This window comes from Kitasatospora sp. NBC_01287 (genome assembly GCF_026340565.1).
Classification (GTDB): Bacteria; Actinomycetota; Actinomycetes; order Streptomycetales; family Streptomycetaceae; genus Kitasatospora.
The window spans coordinates 718,658-732,382 of sequence record NZ_JAPEPB010000002.1; the positions used below are offsets into that span (position 1 = coordinate 718,658).

12 protein-coding genes are annotated in these 13,725 nt (G+C 76.0%); 2 read left to right on the forward strand and 10 right to left on the reverse strand.

The annotated features are described in order from the left end of the window. Positions 1-5: 5 nt before the first annotated feature. From OG455_RS40065 to sigK, 7 genes are all read right to left on the reverse strand, one after another. Positions 6-836, reverse strand: a complete 831-nt coding sequence (locus OG455_RS40065; protein ID WP_266301695.1) for a DUF1295 domain-containing protein — start codon at positions 834-836, stop codon at positions 6-8. Next, positions 833-2,167: a cyclopropane-fatty-acyl-phospholipid synthase family protein gene (locus OG455_RS40070; RefSeq protein ID WP_266301696.1), complete on the reverse strand. Its 1,335-nt coding sequence runs from the start codon at positions 2,165-2,167 to the stop codon at positions 833-835. Before OG455_RS40070 ends, OG455_RS40065 begins: the two co-directional genes overlap by 4 nt. Positions 2,168-2,169: 2 nt before the next feature. Next, positions 2,170-3,450 (reverse strand): class I SAM-dependent methyltransferase, encoded by a 1,281-nt coding sequence (locus OG455_RS40075; protein WP_266301697.1) that lies wholly within the window; start codon positions 3,448-3,450, stop codon positions 2,170-2,172. Further along, complete coding sequence (locus tag OG455_RS40080) at positions 3,447-4,280, reverse strand: DUF1365 domain-containing protein (protein ID WP_266301698.1); 834 nt, start codon at positions 4,278-4,280, stop codon at positions 3,447-3,449. Before OG455_RS40080 ends, OG455_RS40075 begins: the two co-directional genes overlap by 4 nt. Next, the gene (locus OG455_RS40085) at positions 4,277-5,650 is read right to left on the reverse strand and encodes an NAD(P)/FAD-dependent oxidoreductase (protein ID WP_266301850.1); all 1,374 of its coding nucleotides are present in this window, start codon (positions 5,648-5,650) and stop codon (positions 4,277-4,279) included. Before OG455_RS40085 ends, OG455_RS40080 begins: the two co-directional genes overlap by 4 nt. Positions 5,651-5,947: 297 nt before the next feature. Further along, positions 5,948-6,694, reverse strand: coding sequence for an anti-sigma factor (locus OG455_RS40090; protein WP_266301699.1), 747 nt, complete (start codon positions 6,692-6,694; stop codon positions 5,948-5,950). Then, a complete protein-coding gene (gene sigK, locus OG455_RS40095; RefSeq protein WP_266301700.1) occupies positions 6,691-7,275 on the reverse strand; it encodes an ECF RNA polymerase sigma factor SigK in 585 nt (194 codons plus the stop codon). Before sigK ends, OG455_RS40090 begins: the two co-directional genes overlap by 4 nt. A gap of 429 nt (positions 7,276-7,704) precedes the next feature. Here sigK and OG455_RS40100 point away from each other — a divergent pair, with 429 nt between their 5' ends. Together OG455_RS40100 and OG455_RS40105 are read left to right on the forward strand one after the other, a co-directional pair. After that, entirely contained in the window at positions 7,705-9,303 is a 1,599-nt protein-coding gene (locus OG455_RS40100; protein WP_266301701.1) for a high frequency lysogenization protein HflD, read from the forward strand. A gap of 13 nt (positions 9,304-9,316) precedes the next feature. Continuing rightward, positions 9,317-9,673 (forward strand): hypothetical protein, encoded by a 357-nt coding sequence (locus OG455_RS40105; RefSeq protein ID WP_266301702.1) that lies wholly within the window; start codon positions 9,317-9,319, stop codon positions 9,671-9,673. 6 nt (positions 9,674-9,679) lie between these two features. Here OG455_RS40105 and OG455_RS40110 read toward each other — a convergent pair whose 3' ends face one another. Genes OG455_RS40110 through OG455_RS40120 form a run of 3 tightly spaced genes read right to left on the reverse strand, consistent with a single transcriptional unit; the run spans position 9,680 to position 13,508 of the window. Then, positions 9,680-11,035, reverse strand: a complete 1,356-nt coding sequence (locus tag OG455_RS40110; protein WP_266301703.1) for a tetratricopeptide repeat protein — start codon at positions 11,033-11,035, stop codon at positions 9,680-9,682. Between the two features lie 23 nt (positions 11,036-11,058). Continuing rightward, entirely contained in the window at positions 11,059-11,859 is an 801-nt protein-coding gene (locus OG455_RS40115; protein WP_266301704.1) for a class F sortase, read from the reverse strand. Then, complete coding sequence (locus OG455_RS40120) at positions 11,859-13,508, reverse strand: DUF4331 domain-containing protein (RefSeq protein ID WP_266301705.1); 1,650 nt, start codon at positions 13,506-13,508, stop codon at positions 11,859-11,861. Before OG455_RS40120 ends, OG455_RS40115 begins: the two co-directional genes overlap by 1 nt. Between the last annotated feature and the right edge of the window lie 217 nt (positions 13,509-13,725).

A 13,725-nucleotide genomic window follows, 5' to 3' on the forward strand; every position in this document is an offset into this window, starting at 1 on the left:
CGGGCTCACCGCCCCGGCCCGCCCTCCTCGGGAGCGCGCCGCCGGCGCGGCGGCAGCGGGAGGAAGCCGCTGGTCCTGGCCGCGTACTCGGCCCAGCCGGGCTTGCGCTCCGCGAGGTGCCGGTCCAGCAGCGGCCGACCGCTGCCGAAGGCGAGCAGCCAGGTCATCAGCAGCGGGCTGAAGACCACCGCCCAGCCGGCCGCCGAATCGGCCACGAGCAGGAACAGGCCCCACCAGACGCAGGCGTCGCCGAAGTAGTTGGGGTGCCGGGTGTAGCGCCACAGCCCGCGGTCCATCACCAGCCCGCGGTTGGCGGGATCGGCCTTGAAGCGGGCCAACTGCCGGTCCCCGACGGCCTCGAAGAGCAGGCCGACCGCCCACAGCCCGCAGCCCGCCCAGGCCGCGGCGCCCGGCGGTCCGGGCAGGTACTGGGCGACCTGGACCGGCGCCGAGATCACCCAGACCAGCCCGGCCTGCAGCAGGTAGACCATCCGCAGCGCGTGGAGGTCACGCCGCCGACCCGCCGGCGCGCGGTCCAGCATCCGCTGGTAGCGCGGGTCCTCGCCGGCGCCGCGTGCCCGCCACCAGATGTGCGCGGACAGTCGCAGGCCCCAGATCAGCACCAGCGCCGTGGCCAGCAGCCGCCGCCCGGGGTCGCCGTGGCCCGCCGACAGGCCGTAGCCGGTCAGCGCCACCGCGCCGAAGGCCAGTCCCCAGGCCACGTCGACGCCCCGGTGCCTGCCCGTGCGCACCCCGACCGCGAACGCGACCAGCAGCACCACCAGCGCCGCCCCGAGGCTCGCCGCGAGGTTGACCGCGAAGGCCGCGCCGTTCACGGGCGGTACCAGTCGGGGGTGGGCGGCATCCCGGCGGCGCCGTCCGTGCCCGGGCGCACCGCCAGGATCTGGTCCACGCCCATCCGGCCCTCGCTGAAGGCCAGTGAGCTGCCCGCCAGGTAGAGCCGCCAGAGCCGCACGGTGGCCTCCCCCACCAGCTCGGCGAACTCGGCCGGGTGCGCCAGCAGCCGCTCGTGCCAGGCGTCGATGGTGCGCGCGTAGTGCTCGCGCATCGCCTCGACCTGCCGCACCTCCAGGCCGGCCGCCTCCAGCAGGTCCGCGGTGCTGCCGACCGGCCGCATGTGCATGTCGGGCGCGATGTAGGTCTCGATGAAGGCGCCGCCGCCGGGCGCGTTCGCCCCGCGCGACATCTGCTGCACCAGCAGCCGCCCGCCCGGCACCAGCAGGCCGCGCAGCCGCCGGGCGAAGGCCGGGTACCGCGCGTCGCCCACGTGCTCGCCCATCTCGACGCAGCTGATCGCGTCGTACGGGCCGTCGGCGATCTCGCGGTAGTCGCGCAGCCGCACCCGCACCTGGCCGGCCAGCCCCGCGTTCTGCACCGCGGCCTCGGCGAAGGCGTGCTGGCGCCCCGACAGGGTCACCGCGGTCACCTGGGCGCCGTAGTGGCGGGCCGCGTGCACGGCCAGCGCGCCCCAGCCGCACCCGACGTCCAGCAGCCGGGCACCGGGGCGCAGGTCGAGCTTGCGGCAGATCAGGTCGAACTTGGCCCGCTGCGCCTGCTCCAGCGTCTCGTGACCCCGGACCTCGTGCTCCCCACTCCCGCGCTCCCCGTTCTCGCGCTCCCCACTCCCGTGCTCCCCGTTCTCGCGCTCCCCGGTCCAGTAGGCGCAGGAGTAGGCCATCGCGGGGCCGAGCAGCAGCGCGTAGAACTCGTTGGAGAGGTCGTAGTGGTGACTGATCACCGCCTGGTCCCTGGTGCGGCTGTGCAGCGCGCCGCGCACCTTGGCCCGCCCGTGCGGCGGCGCCGGGCGCGGGCCGAGCGCGCCCAGCCGGGCGGCGGCGGTCAGCAGCCGCGGCCAGTGGCGCGCGGCGGGCCGGATCGGGCCGCGCCCGGCCAGGGCCCGACGCACCTGGCCGAGCGCGGCGGTCAGGTCCCCCTCGACCTCCAGGTCGCCGGTGATGTAGGCGTCGGCCAGGCCGAGTTCGCCGGGCTGCCAGAGCAGCCGCCGCAGCGCGGCGCGGTTGCGCAGCACCACGGTGGGCGCGTCGGCCGGGCCGGCGGTGGAGCCGTCCCAGGCGCGCAGCCGGAACGGCGGCGGGCCGTCGAGCAGTTCGGTGAGCAGCGGGGCGAGCAGGGCTGCGGCGGTCATCGTCAGTGCTCTTCTCGGGTGAGCAGGATCTGCTGGACATCCAGGTACCCGCTGCGGAAACCGGCCTCGGAGTAGCCGAGGTAGAGCTGCCACATCCGCTGGAAGACCTGGTCGAAGCCGAGCGCGGAGACCTGGTGGGCCCGCTCGGTGAAGCGCTCGCGCCACAGGCGCAGCGTCTCGGCGTAGTGCGCGCCGTAGGCCTGGGCCCGCACCACTCGCAGGCCGGTGTGGCGGGCGCAGCTGTCGGCGATGGCGGGCAGCGAGGGGATCTGGCCGCCGGGGAAGATGTACTTGAGGATCCAGGTGTAGGTGGCACTGCTGGCGATCATCCGCTCGTGCGGCATGGTGATGGCCTGCAGCGCGACCCGCCCGCCGGGGGCGAGCACCCGGTCCAGGGTGGCGAAGTAGCCGGGCCAGAACGGGCGGCCGACCGCCTCGACCATCTCCACGCTGACCACCGCGTCGTACTGGCCCTCGGCCGCGCGGTAGTCGCACAGCCGCACCTCGGCCCGGTCGGCCACGCCCGCCTCGGCGATCCGGCGGCGGGCCAGCGCGAGCTGCTCCGCGGAGAGGGTCAGGCTGACCACCCGCGCGCCGCGGCGCGCCGCGCGCAGCGCGAGTTCGCCCCAGCCGGTGCCGATCTCCAGCACCCGGCTGCCCGGTCCGACCCCGGCCAGGTCGAGCAGTTGGTCGATCTTGCGGTGCTGCGCGGTGGCGAGGCCGTCCCAGTCGGCCACCGGGGCGTGGTCGCGCCCGGTCGGGAAGACGGCGGCGGAGTACGTCATGGTGGGGTCGAGGAACTGCGCGAAGAGCTCGTTGGACAGGTCGTAGTGCCGGTGGATGTTGGTGCGGGCGTTGTCCACGGTGCTCAGCTCGGTGGCCGGCGGCCGCTGCACGTAGAGCCGGCGCAGCCACTGGGCGCCGGTGGGGACCAGCGTCTGCGGCGCGGTGGCCAGCACGGTGAGCGCGGCGATCAGGTCGGGCGCGTCCCAGTCACCGGCCTGGTAGGACTCGCCGAACCCGATCAGGCCGCCGGCGCCGACCCGGTGCAGGAAGGCCTCGGGCCGGTGCAGCCGCAGCACCGGGGCCTGCGCCGGCGCCGGTGCCAGCAGCCGGCCGCCGGGCAGCTCGACCCGCAGGCCGCGCTGCTTGGCGACCCGGCGCAGCAGCCGCAGCGCCACCGCGGCGCGCAGCGGCACGCGCGGCACGCGGGCGACGTCGGGCCAGCGCCCCGGGTCGACGTGGAAGTCCTGGGGTGCGATCAGCTCGGTCACGATGGTCACGGGAGGAGTGCCTCTTCCTGGGACGTGCTTTCCTGGGACGGGTCCGGATGGGCGGCGCCCACCGGGCCGGCGCCGGCCGAGCGGCCGCCGGCCACCGGGCAGCCGCCGCCGGGACGGGGCTGCACCGGCAGGCCGCGCAGCAGCAGCCGGATGCCCTGGTAGCGGATGTGCAGCGGGACGGCCGGCGTCGCGAACGGGTGCCGCAGCGCCGCCAGCAGCAGTTGCCCCGGGCCGGCCGGGCGCCGGGTGCCGCGCACGGTCGCGGTGAACGCCGGGCCGCCGGGCCGCTCCAGCCGGATCGCCAGCGCCAGCCGCTCGCCGGGCTCGGGCAGCACCATGTGGTACTCACCGTCCACCGGGAAGAACGGCGAGACGTAGAACTCCTTGGCGGTGGTGGCCCGGCCGCGCTCGTCGGGGCGCAGCAGGTAGCGGTGCGCGCCGCCGTAGGTGTTGCGCACTTCGGCCACGGTGCAGAGCGGGCGGCCCTCGCGGTCGTGGCACCAGTACACGGTCAGCGGGTTGAAGACGTAGCCGTAGGAGCGGGCCTGGGTGAGCATCAGGATCCGGCCGCAGGCAGCCTCGACACCCTGCTCGGCGAGGTAGTGCTCCAGCTTCTGACGGATCGTCAGTCCGGCGGGGCCCGGGTGGTCGGCGGCGTGGAAGGCGGCCAGCGGGCGCAGCCAGCCGGGTACCGGCGGCAGCCGGTCCGGGTCGACCAGCCAGAGGTAGGTGCGGTGCTGGAAGGCGTGCCGCAGCGGGGCGGTGCGCAGGTGGCCGATCCGGCAGTCGTAGAGGGCCGCGCCCCACGGGCCGGGCAGCGCGCCGCTCATCGTTGCACCCCACCGAGTTGCACCCCACCGAGTTGCACCCCGTCGGGGTGCACCCCGTCGAGCCGTGCCCCGCCGAGGTTCGCCCCGCCGCCGAGCACGCCGCCGAGCAGCGCGTGGGCGGCCTGGGCGCCGGAACGGCAGCCGTCCTCGTGGAACCCCCAGCCGTGGTAGGCCCCGGCGAACGCGCTGCGCCCGGTGGCCAGTTCGGGTAGCCGCCGCTGGGCGGCGACGCTCTCGGGGGTGTAGATCGGGTGCTCGTAGACGGTGCGGGAGAGCACCTGTTCGGGCGCCACGGGCCGGTGGCGGTCCTCGTTGAGGGTGACCAGGTAGTCCTCGGCGGTGTCCAGGCCGAGCAGCCGGTTGAGGTGGTAGCTGACCCGCACGCTCCCCGCGCCGCCGTCGCAGGCGGGCAGTTCGTAGTTCCAGGACGCCCGGGCACCCTTGGCGCGCGGCAGCCGGGAGGCGTCCCGGTGCAGCACGGTCGGGTTGCGTGAGTAGCGGAAGGCACCGAGCACCGCGCGCTCCGCGTCGGTGGGATCGGCCAGCAGCCGCAGCGCCTGGTCGGCGTGGGTGGCCACCACCACGGCGTCCGCCTCGGTGCGCCGCCCGTCGGCGGTGTCGACCGTGACGCCGTCCGGGTGGCGGCGCACGGCCGTCACCGGGGCCGCCCGGTGCACCGCCGTCAGCCGCTCGGCGATCCGCTCGACGTAGACCTGCGAGCCGCCGACCACGGTGCGCCAGCTCGGCGACCCGGTCACGCTCAGCATCCCGTGGTTGGCCAGGAAGGCGAAGAGGTAGCGGGCCGGGTACTCGCCGGCCACCTCGGGGGCGCACGACCAGACCGCGGCGACCACCGGGTTCATGAAGTGGCTGACGAAGAACGGGGAGAAGCCGCCGGCCGCCAGGAACCGGCCGAGGGTGGGCTCGCCCGCCGCCGGGTCGGCCAGCAGCCGGCGGGCCCGGCGGTGGAAGACCGGCACCTCGGCCAGCATCCGCAGGTAGCGCCCGCGCAGCAGCGCGCCCGGCTGGGCCAGCAGCCCGGCCGGACCCCGGGCGCCCGCGTATTCGAGACCGCAGCCGTGGCAGCGCACCGACATGCTCATCTCGCTCCGGCGGGTGGGCACCCCGAGCTCCCGGAAGAGCTCGACCAGCTGCGGGTAGGTGCGCTCGTTGTGCACCAGGAAGCCGGTGTCCAGCGCGACCGCGCGGCCGTCGGCGCCCACCGCCCGCTGGGTGTGGGCGTGCCCGCCGAGCCGCGCGTCGGCCTCGAACAGCTCGACCGCGACCCCCGCGCGCTGGAGCCGGTACGCGGCGGTCAGGCCCGCCACCCCGGCGCCGATCACCGCGACTCGTCCGCGGGCCCCGGCCATCGGCCGGCCACGGTCCGCCGCGATCTCCTTGGCGGTCCCAGGCATGGTCACCAGCACCCCTCCAGTCCCCCGGGCCGACCCTGCTGCTCAGGGCCGTCCGTCCCGGCGGTCATGGTTCATTCGGACCGGACGGCCCCTCGGATTGCTCCGATCGGCGCGGCATGTCCACTCGATCGGCCGAACCGGACCCAGCCCGCCGAACCGGACCCGGCCTGCCGAAGCGGCCCCGCCAGCCGAACCGGTCCGGCCGGCCTGCCGAACCGGACCGGACCGAACCCTCCGACCGAAACGGTCCGGTCAGCTGAAGGGCAGCACCAGCACCGGCTGCCCGCTGGGCCGGGCGGAGCCGCCCGCGGGCTCGACGGTCACCCCGACCCCGGCGGCGCCGTGGATCGGGCCGGTGAGCAGCAGCGCGCCGGTGGCGGTCGGCAGCAGGCCGGCCGGGCGCATGGTGCCGCCGTCGTCGTACCAGAGCTCGTAGGTCCTGCCCTGGGCCAGCGCGGGCAGCCCCTGGGCCAGGAAGCCGGCCTGGCCCCGGCTCTGCGACCAGATGACGGTGCCGGCGCCCGAGCCGAGCGGCCGGCTGCTGGTGCGCGCGTCCGGCGCGGTCAGCAGGCCGGCGATCCGGTCCTGCTCGACCTGCAGCCGGTCCGCCCGGGCGGCGGCGCCGCTCGCCCGCTCGTGCTGCTGCACGGCGATGCCGCCCAGCGCCGCGGCCACGGCCACGGAGGCGGCCAGCGCGAACCGCGGCCAGCGGCGGACCCGGCGGCCTCGCTCCTGGTCGGCGGCGACCGGCGCGGCGGCCAGCGGCGGCAACTGGCGCGTGGTGGCGGTGGCCGCCAGCACCCGGATCCGTAGCTCGGGCGGCGGCGCCACCACCTCGGCCGCGCCGAGCCGGGCCAGCGTCTCGCTGAACTCCCGCACCTCCAGCGCGCAGGCGTCGCACTGCGCCAGGTGCCGTTCGAACGCCCGGCACTCGGCCTCCGCCAGGGCGTGGGCCGCGTAGGCGCCGGTCAGCGTGTGCAGATCGGCCGTGCTGGTCATGACGACACCCCCAGGCAGTCGCGCAGCCGGATCAGCCCGTCGCGCATCCGGGTCTTGATGGTCCCCAGCGGTGTGCCGAGCAGTTCGGCGACCTGCTGGTAGGTGAAGCCGCGGTAGTACGCCAACGCGACCGATTCGCGCTGCAGTTCGGTCAGGGTGCGCAGGCAGCGTCGCACCTGCTCGCGCTCCAGCCGCCCCTCGACCTGCTCGGCGACCTCGTCGAAGACGGGCGTGTACGCCTTGGCGGCCGCGCGCTGATCGCGGTCGGCGGCCGCCTGGGCCGCCCGGACCCGGTCCACCGCCCGCCGGTGCGCCATGGTGAGCACCCAGGCCAGCACCTCGCCGCGCTCGGGACGGTAGCGCGCGGCGGTGCGCCAGACCTCCAGCATCACCTCCTGCGCCACCTCCTCCGACTGCGCCGGGTCGCGCAGCACCCGCCGCACCAGGCCGAGCACCGGGCCGGCGATCACGTCGTAGAGCCGGGCGAAGGCGTCCTGGTCACCGAAGGCCACCCGCGCCACCAGCTCCGCCAGATCGGGGCCGCGCCGCCGTGGGGCGGCCAGATGGACGACGCCGCTCACCGGGCCACCACCTCGTCGACGGCACCGGGGCAGCTCGGCGGCGGTGGGCACGCGGTGAGCCGGACGGCGGCACAGCGGCGGGGCATGGGGGACCTCCAGCGGGTCGGCACAGGCGGATCGGCGGCACGGTGTTCACCCCTCCTTCGGAGCACCACGCGCCGCGGATTGCCCCGACCGCCGCCGAACCACCGCCCTCCCGCCGCCCGACCGCCGCGCGAGGTCCGCGGCGGCTCGCCACTACGCCGATCGGGTGAGCTTCGCGGACCATCCGGGGTGGCTGAGGGGCACGGGCGCATCGGATCGGAATCGTCGGGACCGTCAGCCGGGGGCCGGGCCAGGGCCCACCGCCCGCCCGCTGCCGCCGCCGAGCGGCCGCCCCGCCCCTGGAGGTCGACCGTGGCCCGCGCCCGCCGACTAGTCCGCACCGCCGTGCTGAGCGCCGCCGCCCTGCCGGCCGTGACCGCCGGCTGGCTGCTGCCGGCCCCGGCCACGGCGGCCCCGGCGGCCCCGGCACACCTGGCGGCCCCGGCGCACCCGCTGGGCAACTTCTCGATCAACCACTACACCGGCTTCACCCTGGCAGCGGACCGGATCGAGGTGCTGGCCGTCACCGACACCGCGGAGATCCCCACCCTGCAGGACCGGCCCAAGGTCCAGCAGCACGCCAACGGCGCCACGGACCAGGCCGCGCAGGCCGCCTGGGCCGCCGACCAGTGCGCGCAGACCGCGCAGCGGCTGCGGGTGACGGCGGCGGACGACGGCCCCGCCCTGGCCTGGACGGTCGACGGGCGCTCCTTCACCTACCTGCCCGGCGCGGCCGGCCTGCAGACCAGTCGGCTCGAATGCCGGCTCTCCGCGCCGCTCCACCTCGACCCGCGCGGCACCACGCTGCGGGTGGCGACCGGGGTCGAGCCCGGGCGGGTCGGCTGGAACGAGATCACCGCGCGCGGCGACGGCGCCCGGCTGACCCGGTCCGACGTACCGGACAGCTCGGTCACCCAGGAGCTGCGGAACTATCCGCGCGACCTGCTGGAGAACCCGAGCGGCGTGACCACCGCCCGGTTCACCGCCGTGCCGGGCGGCGACGGCGCCGCCTCCGCCCTGGCCGGCGCCGCCTCCGGAGCGGCCCGCCCCACCGGCCCGAACGCCTGGCTCGCCTCGCTCTCCGGACAGCTCACCGACCTCGGCGCGGCCCATCGGCTCACCCTGCCGATCGGACTGCTGGCGGTGCTGCTCTCGGTGGTCCTGGGGGCCGGCCACGCGCTGCTGCCCGGACACGGGAAGACCGTCATGGCCGCCTACCTGGCGGGCAAGCGGGGCACCACCCGGGACGCGCTGACCGTGGGCGCCACGGTGACGGCGACCCACACCGCCGGGGTGCTGGTGATGGGGCTCTGCCTCACCGGCTTCGCGGCCTTCGCGGGCGATGTGGTGCTCGGCTGGCTCGGCGCGCTGAGCGGGGCGCTGGTGGCGCTGATCGGCGCCGGCCTGCTGCTGGAGGCGGTCCGCCGCCACCGGGCCCGCCCGGCCGCGCACGACCACGATCGCGCCCACGATCCCGCCCACCACCACGACCACCCGCACCCGCACCCGCACCCGCACAGCCACCACGATCACCACGACCACGACCACCAGCACAGCCACAGCCACGGCCCGGGCCGCCATCACCACCACCGCCCGGCCCCCGACGCCCGCCCGCTGAGCCGGCGCGGGCTGGTCGGCATGGGCATCGCGGGCGGCCTGGTCCCCAGCCCCTCCGCCCTGGTGGTGCTGCTCGGCGCCGTGGCGCTGGGCCGCACCCTCTTCGGCGCCGGCCTGGTGCTCGCCTACGGCCTGGGCATGGCCGGCACCCTCACGGCGGTCGGCCTGCTCTTCGTGCGCCTGGGCGACCGGCTGGCGAGTGCCGGGGACCGCCCGCTGGTGCGGTGGCTGCGCCGGCTGAGCCCGTACAGCGGCCTGCTGACGGCGGTGCTGGTGCTGGTGGTGGGCCTGGGCCTGCTGATCCGCAGCTTGCCGTCCACCCTGTGACCGGAGGTCCACCGTGCCCGTCCCCACCAGCCCGCGCCCGCGCCGACGCCCGCGCAAGCTGCTCGCCCTGCTGCTCCTGCCCCTGCTGCCGCTCGCCGCCGGCTGCGAGCGCGCGCCCGCGGACGGGCGGTTCGACGCCCAGCCCGCGACGCCCTCGCCCAGCTGCCTGGTCCACCAGGCCGAGCCGCCCGGCACCCGCTACCGCGACACCGCCAGTTCGGACGGCCCCGCGGTGCTGGAGATGATGCGCTACTACACGGCCAACGGGGCCAAGCCCTACTGCGACGGCCACCCGCCCACCGCCGTGGACCAGCAGTGGACCCGGCTCTACACCGAGCTCGGCGGCGGCCCAGGACACGTGGCCGGGTGACCCCGCTCAGGTCCCGGCGCCCAGCTCGCGCAGCGCCGCGCGGGCGTCCGGCGCGTGCCGGACGCTGAAGGCGGGATTGATCTCCAGCGCCCGCGCCAGGTCCGCGCGGGCGGCGGCGGTGCGGCCCAGGGACTTCTCGATCACGCCCTGGTGGTAGGCGAAGAGCGCGTTGCGCATGCCGAGCGCGTTCGCGCGCACCGACTCCGCCAGCGCCTCGTCATCGCGGCCGTTGACGTGCAGCGCCCAGGCGCGGGCGTCGTGCATGTCCAGGAACGGGCGGGTGCGCAGGCCCTGTTCGGCGGTGGCCAGCGCCTGCCGCGGGTCGCCGTGGTCGGCCTCGAAGAGGGTCGCGTCGCTGTCCATCGCCACCCCGTTGTCGGCCAGCAGCTTCTCCTCGGCGCGAAACACCTGGTACTGCTGCTGCGCCTCCTCCTGGCGGCCCAGCGACTGCAGCAGCTCGCCCAGTTCGAGCACGTAGCCCGGCTGCGGGACCAGCGCGACCGCGCGGGTGTAGTCGGCCACCGCCGCACCCGGATCGCCCAGCGCCGCTTCGGCCTTCGCCCGGCCCTCCAGCAGCTCGGCCGAACCCGGCAGCACGCGCAGGCCCTGCTGGGCCCGGGTGAGCGCGGTGCGCGGATCACCGTTGTCGAAGGCCAGCTGGCTCAGGTGGTAGAGGGCGAAGGCGCGGTCCGCCGGGGTGCTCGCGTCGTCCAGTGAGCGGGCCATCTGCTGCCGCGCGGTCTCGACCTCGCCGCGCAGCTCCCAGCTGTAGGAGGCGCGGGTCAGCGAGGGTGTGCCGGGGCGCAGGTCGACCATCCGCTGGATGGTGTCGAAGGCCTCCGGGTAGCGGCCGAGCTGGGTCAGCGCGTCGGCCTGGATGCCGTACAGGGTGGCGTTGTCCGGGTTGACCGCGATCGCGCGCCGCGACCAGTCGAGCGCGCCGGCGAACTCGTGGCGCCCGGCCGCCAGCGCGGCCATCCCGGCCATCGCGGTGAAGTTCTCCGCGCCGTCCAGGGCCAGCGAGCGGGTCAGCACGCCTTCCGCGCGCGGGTAGTAGGACGGATCGGCGGTGCTCTTGGCCAGCTGCACGTAGTCCAGGCCCAAGCGGCCCAGCGCCGAGGCGTCGTCCGGGCTCTGCCGCAGGCGCGCCTGCAGCACACCGGTCTCCACGGCCACCGGATCGGCCCCGGCGGCCGGGGCGGCAGGCGCGCCGGGTACGGCCGCTCCGGCCCCGCCCGGCGCGCCACCGCGGGCCGGGGCCAGGCCCACCGCGCCCGCCGCGAACAGGACGGCGCCGAGGGCGGCGGCCGAAGCCGCCAGCACCGCACGGCGGCGGGCGGACCTGGGGTGCTGACGGGTCACGGGGGCTCCTCAGGGGGCGGCGCTCAGATCGGGCGCCGGTCGTGGGTGGCGGTCGGTGAGGGTCGCGGCCGCGGCGCGGGCGAGCCGCTCGGCGCAACGGCCCCGCTCGGCGCAACGGCCCCGCTCGGTGCCGCCGAGCCGCTCGGTACGGGGACCGGTTCGGCGAAGACCACCAGGTTGGCCCGGTACTCGCCGGCCCGGCTGTCGTAGCTGCCGCCGCAGGTGATCAGTCGCAGGCTGGGGGTCGGTGTGTTGCCGTAGACCAGGTCGTCCGGGAAGTCGTCCTTGTCGTAGCCGCGCAACGCCCGCACCGTGAAGACGGCGGTGGAGCGGTCCGCCCCGTCCACCTCGATCCGGTCGCCGGGCCGCAGCTGCGACAGGCCGGCGAAGACGGCGGGCCCGGTGCGCGAGTCGACGTGCCCGACGATCACGGCGGTACCGGGGCTGCCCGGTGCCACGCCCTGGCTCCACCAGCCGGGCACCATCGGATCGGCCGGGGCCGCGAGGTGGCCGTCGCCGCCCACCTGCAGGTCGGTCAGGCCGCTGTCCAGCTCCAGCCGGGGTATTCGCAGGCGCACCGGCGGCGCCGCGGCCGGCCGGGCGGCGTCCGCCGGCAGTGCCGCGCCGGACGGCAGCACAGCCAGCGCGCCGCGGTCGGCGACCGGCGCGCCGGCGGGCCGCGGCGCCGTGGTCAGGCTGACCGTGCCGACGGCGGTCAGGGCCAGCCCCGCACCCAGCGTGATCACGCCCAGCCGGCGCCCCGCGCGGGCCCGGCCGCCCCGCCACGGGCGGAACGGCCGGGCCCGGTCAGCACGGTGCGCCACTACTGGGCACCGCGCCGGCGGCGCAGGAGGAGGAAGCCGGCCGCGCTCAGCAGCACGCCGCCGCCCAACGCGCTCGCCCCGGCGAGCGGGAAGCCGGCGACCGACAGGCCGCCGAGGCCGGCGCCGACGCCGCCGCCCGGGTTGTCGGTGACCGCCTGGTTGACGGCCGCGGTGTTCGGCAGCGCGACGTAGGGGAAGGTCGCGCCGAACGCATGGTCCGGCGCGTGGACCCCGTCACCGTTCGCCAGCGCGGGCACGATCTTCCCGGTCTGGGCCGCGCCCTCCAGGGCCTGCAGCTCGATGTCCACGACGTCGTCCGCGAGTCGGCGGCCGTTCGGGAAGCCCGCCAGGTCCTGCCCCAGCACGCCGAGCCGGTTGGGGGCGCCGCTCGGCGGCACCCCCATGTTCAGCCGCAGCTCCTCGGCGGGGGTGAACGCGGCCTTGTTCACATCGGCGTTCAGCAGCTGCGAGTTGAGGTCGGCCTGGATCGGGCCGCCGGAGTTCTTCGAGATCCCGGTCAGGAAGATCTCGACCAGGTCGTTGCGCGGGGTGGCGGGCGCCGGGATGCCGTAGATGCTCTGGACCAGCTTGGGGACGATCGGGTCCTTGACCTTGTCCACCACCGGGGTGACCGTGTGGTCGTCGACCGGGGCCAGCGCGTTGAAGGCGTCCTTGTACTTCAGCGGCACCACGACCTCGTTGACCAGCGGGTTGCCCAGCCGGGACACCTGGTGCCAGCCGACCGCCTTGCCGTCCGTGCCCTTGCCGTCCGTGCCCTTGCCCTCACCGCCCTTGCTCTCGCCGCCCTTGTCGGCGACCTGGGCGCCCATCCGGTCGGTGGTGGACCAGACGCCGATCACCGGGTTGCGGGTGGCGTCGCCCTTGAGCGCCAGGTCCTTCTTGGGGACCTGGAGGGCGATGGTGTTGACGTTGTACCCGGCGAGCGTGTTGTGCCCGGTCTCCGAGAGGTTCCCGCCGTAGAGCAGGTCGAAGACGCGCAGGTCCAGGAAGAACGGGTCGGCCGCCTGGCCCGCGTAGGTCTGGCCGCCGCCGGGCAGCGCGACGGTGGCCTGCCGGCGCAGCGAGGCGTAGTCGGGGATCGAGGCCTTGCCGACGTTCGAGGGGGCGACCGGCGCGTCCTTCAGCAGCGTCTTGGTGGACCCGTCCGGACCGGTCACCGTGAGGGTGTAGGTCTGCCGGAAGTTCAGGTTCGGGTCGTCGACCGTCTTCACCACGCCCGTGTTGTACAGGAACTGGTTCGCGTCGTCGCGGATGTGGTTGGTGAAGGTCCAGGTGTAGGTGGTGTCCGGCTTGCCGTCACCGTCGCTGTCGATCTTGATGTTGTAGTGCGCGTCGTCGGCGAACGGATAGAAGTTCGGGCCGCCGTTGGGCTCCTCGAACGGGATCCAGTTCGCCACCAGCGTCACGGTGTCGGGCTTGTCCGGGCTGACGAACGCGTAGACGTCGGTGTTGTCGGCCTTCGGATCGCCCGCGATCAGCGGGGCTTCACGGTGGCTGGAGGCGGAGCTCACGCCGGGCGCGAGGCCGGCCAGCGCCGCCGAGGAGAGCAGGGCCAGGACACCGAGGCCGGCGAGCGGCCGTTCGGCGCGGCGCAGCGAGGCGAAGCGCCGCGGGCGGGGAGGCTGCATGGTTCAACTTTCTTCGCTGGTCGCACGGGCCGATGGGTCCGCGCGGTACGTGGCGGACGGTGCGCCGGGCGGAGAGGCCGGGCGGGTCCGCGACGTGCTGTGAGCGGCCGCTCCGACCGCGCGTCCCCGGCGCGGTCGCCCGGCGCGAATCCCGGTGCCGGGCGCGCCTGCTGGCCTTGCACCACGTGACCACGCAGGGTGTGCACCCGGCTACCCA

Excerpts from the sequence above, each read along its gene's own strand:
- OG455_RS40070 (WP_266301696.1), bottom strand. The coding sequence starts at position 2,167 with ATGACCGCCGCAGCCCTGCTCGCCCCGCTGCTCACCGAACTGCTCGAC.
- OG455_RS40120 (WP_266301705.1), bottom strand. The coding sequence starts at position 13,508 with ATGCAGCCTCCCCGCCCGCGGCGCTTCGCCTCGCTGCGCCGCGCCGAA.
- OG455_RS40085 (WP_266301850.1), bottom strand. The coding sequence starts at position 5,650 with ATGGCCGGGGCCCGCGGACGAGTCGCGGTGATCGGCGCCGGGGTGGCG.
- OG455_RS40080 (WP_266301698.1), bottom strand. The coding sequence starts at position 4,280 with ATGAGCGGCGCGCTGCCCGGCCCGTGGGGCGCGGCCCTCTACGACTGC.
- OG455_RS40090 (WP_266301699.1), bottom strand. The coding sequence starts at position 6,694 with ATGACCAGCACGGCCGATCTGCACACGCTGACCGGCGCCTACGCGGCC.